Here is a 12,333-nt window from a genome sequence, read left to right on the forward strand (position 1 = left end):
TATATCCTACTCAATCGATCAACATGAAACATACTCAAAAACAATTGAATCAATTAAAATAGACTTCCAAGACCCAAAATAGCCTCATTGCAATACGAAATACGCAGTACGTAAGCAGTACGCAATACGACCGAATGAAACTATCCCTACTCTTCCCCCAATTCGCACCAAACCTGTACGACCTGGCTATTATGTTAAATTCAGATCATATTATCTTACAGGACGAAGAGCAGTGGTCGCGCAAAAGCCGGGTGCACCGGGCAAAAATAAGGAAGCCCGGGGGGACACTCTGGATCAATATCCCGATCCGTACCGAAGACCGCAAGAAAACGATTAAGGAGGTACGCATCGACCATGAAGAAGACTGGATCACCCCCCTGCTGCGCAGCCTGGAGTACAACTACCGCAACAGCATCTACTACGATTTCTACGAGCCGGAGATCAAGGCCGATTTTGAACGTTCCGGCGACTTTGAGTACCTAGTGCCGTTCATCCTCTACATCCAAAAGCGCCTGCTTCGCTTTATGGAACTGAACCTCGACTGGAAGTTAAGTAGCGAATTGAATAATTACACCTCCGATCCAGATGAGCTGGCCAACCGGCTGGGAGCCGATATCCTCTACCAGGAACACGACAGCCGTCACTACCAGCGGCAGGCAACATCACAAAAAGAACTGGATTTTATCCACCCCACCTATCACCAGCATTTTGAAGGTTTCGAACCCTGGTGCTGCATTCTCGATCTTCTCTTCCAATTTGGACCGGAAAGTTTTCGGATCACCGAGCAATTAATTGTTGAAGAATAAAAGTTCAAGGTTGAAGATTACAGGTTATCTGTTATGTTACAATACAAATTTATATTTCATATTGGATTAATGCTCATGGAGAACAAACCTACCGACAACAGTGGCTCCGAGTGGAAACCGAGGTACTGGCTGGTGTTTACATTGGGAATCATCTATATACTGCTGATGGGATTGTTCACACTCCTTTTCAATAATCCCGTTTAGATTATGCACTGGATCGATTGGGGTATACTTATCCTATTTCTCGGCTATACCATCTGGGATGGAAGCCGCCGGGGGCGCCAGGCCGAAAATATTGAGGGCTTTTTCCTGGCCAACCGCTCTATGCCGTGGTGGGCGATGGGCCTCTCCGTAATGGCAACCCAGGCTTCCGCCATCACCTTTATCGGGACGACGGGACAGGCTTATGTGGAGGATATGCGGTTCGTGCAGATCTACCTGGCCGTGCCGTTCGCCATGATCATTCTCTGTACCACGCTTGTTCCTTTTTTCAACCGGCTGCAAAACTTCAGCGCCTACGAGGTGCTGGAAGAGCGATTTGGACTCTCCACCCGACTGTTTACCAGCTTCCTGTTCCTGATGTCGCGCGGACTGGGACTCGGAATCATCATCGCTGCCCCCTCGTACGTGCTGGCCCTGCTGCTGGATTTTCCGCTCAACTCCACCATTCTTATCATCGGGGTTACGGCCACGCTCTACACCATGGTTGGCGGCATCAGCGGGGTCATCCGCACCGATGTCAAACAGATGGCGGTAATGGCTTTCGGGCTGATATTCAGTTTCTACTGGATTATCACCAGCCTGCCGGCAGACGTAAATTTTTCCGATTCGCTCTACCTGGCGGGCACCATCGGCAAGCTAGAAGCACTTGACATAAGTTTTGATATCAGCGAAAAATACAATGTCTGGACCGGGGTCATCGCCGCCCTCTTTTTGATGCTCTCCTACTTCGGCACCGACCAGAGCCAGGTGCAGCGCTACCTGACCGCCAAATCCCTTAAAGATGCCCGGCAGTCGCTGTTGCTCAGCGCCTATGCCAAAATCCCGATGCAGTTTTTTATCCTGCTGCTCGGCGTCATGCTTTACGTATTCTATATTTTCGGATCTCCCCCCATAACCTTTCGTCCCGTGGATGTAACCACACAGCAGCAGGAGGAAGTGATCGCCGGGGAGATGCTGCAGCAGGAATATCAACAGGCCTATCAAAACAGGAAGCAGGCCGCCCGGCAACTGCTTGAAGCAAGATCGCGGGAACAGGCCCAGGCGTTTCGAGCGGCAGACGACCATCTCAATGAAGTGCGGCAGGCCGAGCTGGAGCGGCAGGAGCGAATTACCGGGTCAAGCCTTAATGACACCAACTACATATTTCCCTACTTTATCCTGAACCAGATTCCGATCGGTATTATAGGCCTGATTGTCGCCGGTATCTTCGCGGCGGCCCTCTCCAGCATCGACAGCGAGCTGAATGCGCTCTCCACCGTCTTTATCGTGGACTGGTACAAGCGTCTGGATTCCAGCGATCGCGGCGAGGCGTGGTACCTGAGATCGTCGCGGGCGGTAACCGTTTTCTGGGGGATCCTGGCCACCCTGGCGGCCCTTGCGCTGGGCGAAACGCGCTCGATCATCGAGCTGGTCAACAAGGTTGGAAGTTATTTTTACGGCTCCATTCTCGGGGTGTTTATCCTCCTGCTGTGGGTCAAACGGGCCAACGGGTTCGGCGCGCTCACCGGTTTGGTTTCAGGCATGATCACCGTTTTCCTCTTCGATCGCATCTATGACAACTCCGCCACCGGCGAATGGATGCTGATCGCCCCCTGGAGCCAGATCCCGGAAGGATTCACCAAAACCATTGAATACCTCTGGCTGAACCCCGTGGGTACGGCAGTTGTGGTTGGAATTGGTTTTCTGTTCAGCTACATCTCGGAGAAATGGCGTGATGAGTGATGCGTATTGCGTATTGCGTATTGCGTATTGCGTATTGCGTATTGCGTATTGCGTATTGCGTAAACAAAATTAAATCGGGATAAAAAGTCCAGGCTACTGGTTTGTATCTGGTCGAACTAATCTGGCCCTTTTTTTAACATGGGTGTCCACCAGCGTTTTGTTCAAACCATATGCAACCACAGACATTACACCTCACTACCCGATCGGGGAGCAATAAATTACCTCTGCATTCGCTAACCATAAAACAGCTGGCACGCTATTTTTTCAACTATTCGATATCCCCAGGCCGACCGCGATCTCTACAGCGTGCCAACATGTTACCTCACGATTTTCAGGTGAGATATATTTGTTAATCCTCCTCTGCCTCGAGAATACGATCAATCCGGCTCTGTACGTCCCGGAGATGTGCTCTCGATGCCCGGTCGGCAATTTGGGACAGTGCTTTTTCAACATCTTCCTGCAGCAAGGTAAGCTGCTCTCGGGCCAGCGGGCGTATGTCTGACTGACTGACATCTACTTCCGTCCACCCGTAAAATTCCCGGTATTCAGCCGGAATAGTCGGCAACTCCTCTGTCATAAGGTATTCCATACGTTCCAGGTAGGCGCGCTGCAGGTTCCGGCGGTGAACATTGATCGAATCCTCCTGTTCAAGTTCACGCCATACCCCCTCACGAACATCATCCAGGAACTCGATTGCGGAATAGGTATCTTCCTCCGTTCGCTGATCAAACTCGATCAGGCGGGCGATTCGTTGCGGATCCACCAGTGTATTTAGCTGGCTTTCCTGGTAGTTGCGTATGGTTTCCACCGCTGTCGACTGATTCGTAAGCCCCAGTACCTGTCTGTCAAGAAGCCACGCCGGGGTCGTAAACGAGTACTCGTCAAACCACTTCATAGCCCGGCGCTGGATTTCTTCAGGCACAAATTCGTATACCGAACCCTCCTGCTCATACGTTTTGTGGGTTTCGTACACCCCGCCAACATTACGGATCACATGTCCAACGTAGCGGTGCCACTGGTTCATCACGCTGTTGTGCAGCTCATCGAGCTCTTCAAAATTTTCGCCCTCGCGCTCGGTCCAAGCTATCAGGTTGTCGGTGATCCGCTGTAGGTTTTTGATGCCCAGTTCTCCCGCCTTCATGGCATCATCGCCCAGGTCTTCATTCTGGGAACGGGGATCAATCTTGTTGACCGTTTGGCGCCCGTAAAAGTAGCGTGGATCATCTGCCCGTTCGCGAACCCACTTGTTGAGTGTATCGCGCTTTGCCTCCTCGCTCATGCTTTCCGGGAACCAGGTATAGCCCCATTTGACGGCCCATTTGTCATACTCCCCTATCGCCGGGTAAAAATTCGTTACCCCATCGCCGGGTTGAGCTATGTAGTTAAACCGGGCATAATCCATAATTGAGGGAGCCGTTCCGTGGGTGGAGGTAAAAGACGGTGAACGGAGCGAGTCTACCGGGAAGGCATAGCTGGATCCGAAGTTGTGCGGCAGGCCAAGCGTATGACCGACTTCATGGGCCGCCACGAACCGGATCAGCTGACCCATCACCTCTTCCTCAAACTCCACGGCACGTGCATCGGGATTGGCGGCCGCCGTTTGCACAAAAAACCAGTTGCGCAGCAGGTTCATCACGTTGTGATACCAGAGGATATCGCTCTCCAGGATCTGCCCGGTTCGGGGATCATGCACGTGCGGACCCTGTGCATTCTGGATCGGGGTGGTAATGTAGCGTATAACCGAGTAACGGACATCCTCCGGGCTGAATTCCGGGTCTTCCTCTTCAGTAGGGGGATCCTTGGCAATAATGGCATTTTTGAATCCGGCTTCCTCAAAAGCGCTCTGCCAGTCCTCAATTCCCTGCTTCAGGTATTCGCGCCAGCGTGGCGGCGTAGCGGGATCCAAATAGTATACCAGTGGTTCCACCGGTTCCACGAGTTCACCATCCAGGTAGGCCTCCTTGTCTTTGGGGACCAGGTCCCAGCGCGTGATATATTCAAATTGAGCCGCTTTCTGGGCATCTGTCCCATAATCGTACTGCTCAATGTTAAAATAACCCACCCGCTGGTCTGCCGAGCGCGGCCTCATTTTTTCGTCCGGCAGCAGTATCATCGACTGATTCATCTCCAGCGAGATGGTGTTGGTGGCGGCATCATCCGGCGGATTGCCGGCGTCATAGGTCAGGATGTGACGGACTTCGATATTTTGGGGATAGCTGCGCACACTGTCAATCATGCTGCGACCGCTGTCCAGCCGGCGAACCTGGAACTCGCGTCGCTGTCCTTCATTCAACCCACTAATCAGGGCCACATCCGAGGTATACAGCTCGGTGACGTCGATCACTTTTGTTACTGATTCCTCTCCGACAGTCTCAATATCAAACGTGTGGACGACCGGCTCAAAGTTGTTGTTGCGCACCGATTTATAGACCGGCTGATCCGGATCCGCAACATTTTCATATGACACGTGACGTAGCAGGATTTTCTTTCCCTTCCGTTGCCAGCGCACCACCTGCTGAGAACGCGCCTTCATCCCGGCTCCTCCAAAACTCAAATTCTGGGTCGACCCGGAGATACGGCTTACCAGAAGCAATTCGCGATCCAGCAGGCTGTCAGGAATTTCGTAATAGTATGTTTCATCCACTTTGTGGACATCAAACAATCCCTCGTCCGTCTGAGCCTCATCCGTAATTACATCGCTGTAGGATTCAAAATCAGATTTCTCCCCGGACGAGCTCGCCCTGCGTTGGTCTTTCTCTGTTGTCTTTTTGAATACGGAACAGCCCGCCAGCAGACCGGCTGTTACCATGGTAATAATAGTAGTACGTATAGTTCTGACAGATAACCTCATGGGATATGATTTATAATTACTCAAGCAGGCAGGTTCTGCAAGGCGCACTCACGATGTACCCCCTCGCTGCCCAGCTGACCTTGATTTAGAAAAACAGTTCGTAATTTAGTAAAGATACCGGATCGAATCTCGTTCCATCGGAAGGTATAAAATTGTATTAAAAAATCCAGAAAAGGAATCCGTTAATGATCGACAAGACGATGCTAAAGAGCAACGCCCAGCCAAAGCTCCTGATCCTCAGACCGGCAGAGAGGCCATCGACCAGCATCAGGATAAATGCATTGATGACCAAGATGAAGAGTCCGAGAGTAAGAATGGTAACCGGCAGCGTAAGGAGAACGATAACCGGCTTGATAAACGTGTTTATAAGGGCCAGCAGAATCGCCACAATTATGGCACTGAAAAAGCCTTTTATTTCGACGCCATCCAGGAGTTTGGCAGTCAGGTAAACAGCAACACTGTTTATGAGTAGTGTGTAGATCATTGGTCTTCTCCATTGGTTATGGATTACAAGTACTGCTGCATACGCAGAATTGCGGACCTTTGTTATACCCAAACTATTTTTTAGAGGGCTTTGAAAACCGTTGTTTTGGCCAATCTCTGTATTTTCACGATTTTAAATCCTCACTTATAGCTAATAAGCTCCGGCTTCAAATTCGCTCAAGTTTTGACCTTGACCAAAACCCCTGGCTTTTCAAAGCCCACTTTTTAGTTCTTCCAATTTTATTTCCAGCTCCTGGTAGGCCTGTTGGCAGATCTCGTCAATCTCATCGATCTGACTGCAAAGCTGCTGCTCTTCAGGGTGATTCTTGGCACATTTTTCGATTTCAATAATGATATTCCGGGCTTCATCCAGCCCCACGTAGGAAAGATTAGGTTTAAGCTTGTGGGCTTCAGCTGCCAGCTTTTTCCAGTTGTTACCCTCGCAGTGCTGCCGCAGTGTGGCAATCGAGTCGGGTGTATTTGTTAAAAACAGTTCCACCATCTCGATCATCAATTCATCATCTCCCATTCCCAGATCTTCAAGATAGGCTAAATTGGTAATCTTTTGCTCTGCCATTGATATCGGTTTTGGATAAAATTGATAGAGAAGTATCCTGTTAATAATCCACAGATCAAAATTTAGATCCTGTTTTCCAACAGCAGGATACAGGTTTATCCCCTTGCTCCTATCGCACCTCAGCGATTAACTGCGGTTGAGTATATGGTAGTATTGTTAGTGCGGCACCAATTATTTTAGGCTTCATGCCGTACGAGCCACTGTAGAGCACTGTACTGCGCACTTTTTCTATAGTATTTAGTGGTAGAGGGCTTTGCAAGATTGGCAAAGCTCCCTGGCAGCCTGCCGAAGTCGCGATTCAAGGGTAAAAGTCAGGATACAGAGAATACCTGCACTTTAACTCGTGACTTATCCGGTTAAAATCACAATACTTATCAAAACGAGAACAGTTATTTTAAAAATCAACGCCTTCCACTTACTCATTTCTCGGAACCCTGTATTAAAAGACTAACTTTTTAAGAGAGGATTCCTTATGTAATCATTTTTTAGCTAAAATTCAAGCAAGGCGTTATTTTTGCGGAATTTTAGGGTCATCCTTATTCAACAGTGACGCTTTTGGCCAGGTTACGCGGCTGGTCTACATTACATCCGCGGTTTACCGCAATGTAGTATGAGAGCAGCTGGAGAGGGATTACCGTCAGCAGCGGCGAAAAGCTGTCCTCTGTTTCGGGAATCGTTATTGAAAACTCCGAGAGGTCGATCACTTCCCTGTTCCTCTCCCCGGTAATCGAAATGAGACGGCCTTTCCTCGCCTTCACCTCTTCAATATTGCTGATCATCTTGTCGTTGGTATGTTCGGTGTGGGCAATAACCACCACGGGCATCATCTCGTCGATCAGGGCGATCGGGCCATGTTTCATCTCTGCTGCGGGGTACCCTTCTGCGTGAATATAGGAGATCTCTTTAAGTTTGAGCGCCCCTTCCAGTGCCACCGGAAAATTAAGAGTACGCCCAAGATACAAGAAGTTGGGGGCATAGCTAAACAGATTGGCAACCTCCTTGATCTTGTCGCTCTGCTCAAGAATTTTTTCCACGCTTTCGGGAATTTTGTCGAGCGCCTGGATCAGGTTCGCCAACTGCTCTTCATCAAGCGTTCCCTTCTTTTGGGCCAGTAGTAAGGCCATCATGGCCAGCACCGTCACCTGGCCGGTAAAAGCTTTGGTGGATGCCACCCCGATTTCAGGTCCGGCATGAATATAGACTCCTGCATCCGTTTCACGGGCAATGGTGGATCCAACTACATTACAGACGCCCAATACCAGGGCGCCGCGCTTTTTCGCCTCGCGCAGAGCGGCGAGGGTATCAGCCGTCTCCCCGCTTTGAGAAACCACGATCATCACGTCCCCTTCCCCGATTAGCGGCTCGCGATACCTGAATTCAGAGGCGTATTCCACCTCCACGGGCATCTTGGCCAGACTTTCGAACAGGTATTCCCCCACCAGACCCGAATGCCAGCTGGTTCCGCATGCGGCGATTACCAGGCGTTTGGCATTCACAAACTGGTCCATTACGTCTACAAGTCCCCCCAGCTGGATCATATTCTTTTCGGGATCAAGACGCCCGCGAAGGCAGTCCGCGATGGCACGCGGCTGTTCAAAAATTTCTTTCAGCATAAAGTGCGGGTAGCCCGCTTTTTCAATCTCTTCCACGCTCAGGGCCAACTCATGTACCTTTTTGGTCAGCGGCACATCCTTGATCGTCTTTACTTCATAGCCATCTCTTCGGATGATCGCCATCTCACCATCATCGAGGTACACCACTTTTTTGGTATGTTCCACGATCGGAGCTCCATCCGAGGCTACAAACATCTCATTGTCTCCAACGCCGATCAAAAGAGGCGAGCCGTGACGCGCTACAATAATTTGTTCCGGCTCGTCGCGGTTCACTATCGCCAACCCGTACGTTCCCACAATCTGCTGCAGGGCCAGCTGCACCGCCCGCTCAAAGGTCATTTCGTCATCATCGCCGCCGTTCTCATATATTTTTTCAATCAGCTGGACAATAACCTCGGTGTCAGTTTCCGACCTGAACTCTCTTCCGTCCTTCATCAGCTCCTTTTTAAGGGAAGAGTAGTTTTCAATGATGCCGTTGTGGACCAGTGCAATTTTCCCGGACTGGCTCACATGGGGATGCGAATTCACATCATTGGGCTGCCCGTGTGTGGCCCAGCGCGTGTGGCCGATACCGATAGTACCGTTCATCTGACTTTGGGTAACTTTTTTCCTCAGGCTGTTGACCTTGCCCTTGCCCTTTTCAACCCGCAGTGCCCCGTTTACAAGGGCTATGCCGGCCGAGTCATATCCCCGGTACTCCAATCGCTCTAACCCTTTGATGATAATATCGCTCGCCTGCTTCTCGCCAATGTAACCAACAATTCCGCACATGATATTCTCTTGTTTAGTGATTTTATTCTAAAATATAATAAATACTTGAATTAAGTCTGCCAATTTATAATTCTAGTCAGACTATTAAAACATTTAAGAAAAAATTAACTAGCATGCAGTGCTGTTTCTTTGAAGATCAGTTGCTATCCCGGTTTCACCCTTTGACACTGACTCGACCGCTTGATGACCTCCGCGTGGGTATCTGCACGGTTGCTGAAAAGTGGAAAGCCGAGCTGGAACTCGAACACACTTCCCGCCTGTTGCGCGATACTCTCAAGGGCGTTTTTGAGCAACCCCCGATCGATCCCGGAGAACCCTGTCTTTGGCTCAATGCCCGGTACCTGCCGCAGGAGGCGCTGCTGGAACGGATCCACGATCTTGAAGTGGGAAGCTGCCTGAGAAGCGGGGACATTGAAATTGCCGCAAAGGTTGATGGAGCCGAAAGCGCCCGGTGGCTGTCGAATAACAGGGACAACTTTAACAGCCTGCTGGTCTTTGAAACGGATGATTTTGATCCCCTGGAACACCTGTGGGACCTGTTTCAGGTCAACGGTCGGGAAATCAGGGCAGATATCGAACGGATGGGGCATCCCTCTTCCGAAGACCACTCCATCTCTCCCCACGCCGTGCTCGAAAACCGGGACCAGATCTTTATTGGTGAAGGCGTATCTGTTGAACCAGGCGCCATCCTTGTCGCCACCGAGGGACCAATATATATCGGTCCGGGCGCCACCATCTGTGCCGGTGCCATCCTCAGGGGACCCGTGGCCATCTGCCGGGAGTCGATTGTCAATATGGGGGCTAAAATATACGGGGCTTCCACCATCGGACCAGTCTGCAAGGCGGGGGGCGAGATCAACAACTCCATCTTTCACTCCTACTCCAACAAGGGGCATGAGGGCTTTATCGGCAACTCTCTGGTCGGCCAGTGGTGCAACTTCGGGGCCGATACCAACACCTCGAACCTCAAAAACAATTACAGCACCATTCGGCTTACTGACTGGACCTCCATGCAACAGGTGGAAACCGGCCAGCAGTTTATCGGTACCATTATGGGCGATCACTCCAAAACGGCCATCAACGTGCAGCTCAATACCGGGACCGTTTGCGGGGTTTCCTGCAACATCTTTACCGCTGATTTTCCCCCGAAGTTGATTCCCTCTTTTACCTGGGTGGGCACCAACGTGCTGCAGCCCTACAAGTTCAACAAAGCTGTTGAAACCATGGAGGCAGTCATGAAACGCCGCGACGTGGAACTCACCGAAAACTACCGGAATATGATGGAACGTATTGCGAAGAAGAGCCGGAGCTGACCTGTCGTTATCGGAAGCTCCCCCCAATGATACGGCCTCAAAAGCCTTGACAGCGATTTACCACGGCAGCGCGGTTCGTATTTCCTCGTTCAAAAGAGGGCTTTGCCAAACCGTACATTACAAGAAATGTATTTTAACTAGTGTTGTCTCAAACCTGAATTTCGGCCGTAACTGGCAGAACGCGGGTACCACTGACCAGGCTGACGATCACCTAAAGGGGGGGGGGGACACCTATTCTATGGTTAAATCCGCTGTATCAGTCTCATCTGCGTTCCAGTATCCCGTAAACCCGAATAGTTATGGTTGACTGTACACTAGTGGCTCGTGAGGTGCTGCCGGCTAGATGCGATCCCTAAATAATATCACTCAGCGCTTCTTTCAGGACGTTGAACCTAAATTCAAATCCTTCCTTCTGAAGAGCGGACGGCTGGGCACGCACGCTTTCCAGAAGCGGATCGGCAGCCTCTCCGAGTACAAGCCGCAGGGCAAACTCCGGCACCCTGAAAAATGTCGGGCGATGCAATATCTCTCCCAGCTTACCGGTCAGCTCTTTCATCGTTACCGGTTGGGGAGCCACCAGGTTCAATGGACCCTGCACCCGCTCGTTCTCTATCACAAACTCTACCGCGCGGGTCATATCCAGCATGTGGATCCAGGGAAAATACTGAGTACCGTCGCCCAGAGGACCGCCAAGACCAAATTTGAAAATCGGCAGCAGATACTGGAATGCGCCCCCGCCCTTCTCCAGTACCACTCCATTTCGAAAAATTGCCAGGCGTACGCCAAGCCCTTCCACGGGTTCAGCTGCCTTTTCCCAGTCTACACACAGCTCAGAAAGGAAACCGTCACCCGGAGGTTCTGTCTCATCAAGAGGCTCTTCGCCCCGGTCGCCATAATAATTTACCCCTGATGCGGATATAAACAGCTCTGGTCGGCTTTCGGCCTTCTCTACCGCCTCCACTAGCTGCCGGGTATTGTCAACCCGGCTGGAGTAAAGCCGTTGTTTAACCTGATCGGTCCACGGCTTGCCAAATATACTTTCCCCCACAAGATTGATTACCACATCCGCCTGATCCATCGCATCGGGCAGGTTCGCTTCCCAATCGATAAAGGCTTGATTCTCCGCAGTTTCACTTGCATACTTCTCTGGAGATCGCGTAATCACCGTTATGAAATGGCCCTGTTGGAGGAAATGCGATCTCAGCTCAGTGCCGATAAAACCTGTACCACCACTTATCAGAATATGCATACACTAAAATAACTATCTTAAGGTTAGGTGTTGTTAATTACATCTACTTTTAGAAAAAAATTCCATATGATTAAATTAAAGTAGCAACAGTATCCCATAATTCGTATCAATGACAACAACTACACAACACAAGATAGTATTGGCAATCCGCATTATTTTAGGGGCGATTTTCCTGCTTTCGGGAATCGGGAAGCTGATTGACGGCAGCCAGGCGCTCTACCTGGTGGAGCTGTTGGCTACAAAGTTTTACTGGCTCATTGAGTACGGCAGTGTCATTGTGACCGGTACCTCCCTCCTTGAGCTTCTGTTGGCGGGCCTGCTATTTTGGGGACGAAAACTGACCGCGGTACTGTTGGCCTCCTTCCTGCTCATTATTTCATTTACCGGGGTCCTGGGATATTTCTATCTCCAGGGTATGTCGGTGGCCAGCTGCGGGTGCTTTGGAGCTTTCAGCATCGGCGGCGGCATCGTATCGACCCTGATCCGCAATTCCATCCTGCTGTTACTGATAATCGCCGGTTTTACCGTTAAAACGATGACAGGCAACGGAGAACAGGGAACAGAAAAAAAATAAACAGCCTGCTTCCAGGCCTCTCCTCTGCCTTGTATCAATCCCATTAGTTGTATTTAATCACTAGTGTCCGGTTAAAAAGAAGATAATTCCGCGTAACTCTTTGTACAACAATGACATATAGATATTTTATTTTTAATCGATTTGAAATAAAA

10 protein-coding genes are annotated in these 12,333 nt (G+C 50.3%); 5 read left to right on the plus strand and 5 right to left on the minus strand.

Annotation, left to right across the window (positions count from 1 at the left end):
- Positions 1-134: 134 nt before the first annotated feature.
- From ACG2F4_RS03715 to ACG2F4_RS03725, 3 genes are all read left to right on the plus strand, one after another.
- Positions 135-806 (plus strand): WbqC family protein, encoded by a 672-nt coding sequence (locus ACG2F4_RS03715; RefSeq protein ID WP_395258576.1) that lies wholly within the window; start codon positions 135-137, stop codon positions 804-806.
- A 75-nt stretch (positions 807-881) separates the two neighbouring features.
- Complete coding sequence (locus ACG2F4_RS03720; RefSeq protein ID WP_395258578.1) at positions 882-1,010, plus strand: hypothetical protein; 129 nt, start codon at positions 882-884, stop codon at positions 1,008-1,010.
- Positions 1,011-1,013: 3 nt separating this feature from the next.
- The gene (locus ACG2F4_RS03725) at positions 1,014-2,750 is read left to right on the plus strand and encodes a sodium:solute symporter (protein WP_395258581.1); all 1,737 of its coding nucleotides are present in this window, start codon (positions 1,014-1,016) and stop codon (positions 2,748-2,750) included.
- A gap of 349 nt (positions 2,751-3,099) precedes the next feature.
- Here ACG2F4_RS03725 and ACG2F4_RS03730 read toward each other — a convergent pair whose 3' ends face one another.
- The 4 genes from ACG2F4_RS03730 to glmS form a co-directional block, all read right to left on the minus strand.
- Positions 3,100-5,625, minus strand: coding sequence for a zinc-dependent metalloprotease (locus ACG2F4_RS03730; protein ID WP_395258583.1), 2,526 nt, complete (start codon positions 5,623-5,625; stop codon positions 3,100-3,102).
- Positions 5,626-5,758: 133 nt separating this feature from the next.
- The gene (locus ACG2F4_RS03735) at positions 5,759-6,085 is read right to left on the minus strand and encodes a phage holin family protein (RefSeq protein ID WP_395258585.1); all 327 of its coding nucleotides are present in this window, start codon (positions 6,083-6,085) and stop codon (positions 5,759-5,761) included.
- A gap of 210 nt (positions 6,086-6,295) precedes the next feature.
- Positions 6,296-6,661 carry an Hpt domain-containing protein gene (locus tag ACG2F4_RS03740; RefSeq protein ID WP_395258587.1) on the minus strand — a complete coding sequence of 122 codons (366 nt, stop codon included), beginning with the start codon at positions 6,659-6,661 and terminating at the stop codon, positions 6,296-6,298.
- 536 nt (positions 6,662-7,197) lie between these two features.
- Positions 7,198-9,045, minus strand: coding sequence for a glutamine--fructose-6-phosphate transaminase (isomerizing) (glmS, locus tag ACG2F4_RS03745; RefSeq protein WP_395258589.1), 1,848 nt, complete (start codon positions 9,043-9,045; stop codon positions 7,198-7,200).
- Positions 9,046-9,158: 113 nt separating this feature from the next.
- Between glmS and ACG2F4_RS03750 the strand changes: the two genes are divergently transcribed.
- Entirely contained in the window at positions 9,159-10,358 is a 1,200-nt protein-coding gene (locus tag ACG2F4_RS03750) for a putative sugar nucleotidyl transferase (RefSeq protein ID WP_395258591.1), read from the plus strand.
- A gap of 352 nt (positions 10,359-10,710) precedes the next feature.
- Here ACG2F4_RS03750 and ACG2F4_RS03755 read toward each other — a convergent pair whose 3' ends face one another.
- Positions 10,711-11,607: a TIGR01777 family oxidoreductase gene (locus ACG2F4_RS03755; RefSeq protein ID WP_395258594.1), complete on the minus strand. Its 897-nt coding sequence runs from the start codon at positions 11,605-11,607 to the stop codon at positions 10,711-10,713.
- A 109-nt stretch (positions 11,608-11,716) separates the two neighbouring features.
- Here ACG2F4_RS03755 and ACG2F4_RS03760 point away from each other — a divergent pair, with 109 nt between their 5' ends.
- Entirely contained in the window at positions 11,717-12,181 is a 465-nt protein-coding gene (locus ACG2F4_RS03760; protein WP_395258596.1) for a MauE/DoxX family redox-associated membrane protein, read from the plus strand.
- Positions 12,182-12,333 lie beyond the last annotated feature (152 nt).

The sequence above is a fragment of the Halalkalibaculum sp. DA3122 genome (assembly GCF_043951865.1).
Taxonomy (GTDB): Bacteria; Bacteroidota; Rhodothermia; order Balneolales; family Balneolaceae; genus JAMQKA01.

Coding starts and splice junctions, on each gene's coding strand:
- ACG2F4_RS03725 (WP_395258581.1), top strand. CDS start 1,014: ATGCACTGGATCGATTGGGGTATACTTATCCTATTTCTCGGCTATACC.
- ACG2F4_RS03740 (WP_395258587.1), bottom strand. CDS start 6,661: ATGGCAGAGCAAAAGATTACCAATTTAGCCTATCTTGAAGATCTGGGA.
- ACG2F4_RS03750 (WP_395258591.1), top strand. CDS start 9,159: ATGCAGTGCTGTTTCTTTGAAGATCAGTTGCTATCCCGGTTTCACCCT.
- ACG2F4_RS03755 (WP_395258594.1), bottom strand. CDS start 11,607: ATGCATATTCTGATAAGTGGTGGTACAGGTTTTATCGGCACTGAGCTG.
- ACG2F4_RS03720 (WP_395258578.1), top strand. CDS start 882: ATGGAGAACAAACCTACCGACAACAGTGGCTCCGAGTGGAAACCGAGG.
- glmS (WP_395258589.1), bottom strand. CDS start 9,045: ATGTGCGGAATTGTTGGTTACATTGGCGAGAAGCAGGCGAGCGATATT.
- ACG2F4_RS03760 (WP_395258596.1), top strand. CDS start 11,717: ATGACAACAACTACACAACACAAGATAGTATTGGCAATCCGCATTATT.
- ACG2F4_RS03715 (WP_395258576.1), top strand. CDS start 135: ATGAAACTATCCCTACTCTTCCCCCAATTCGCACCAAACCTGTACGAC.
- ACG2F4_RS03735 (WP_395258585.1), bottom strand. CDS start 6,085: ATGATCTACACACTACTCATAAACAGTGTTGCTGTTTACCTGACTGCC.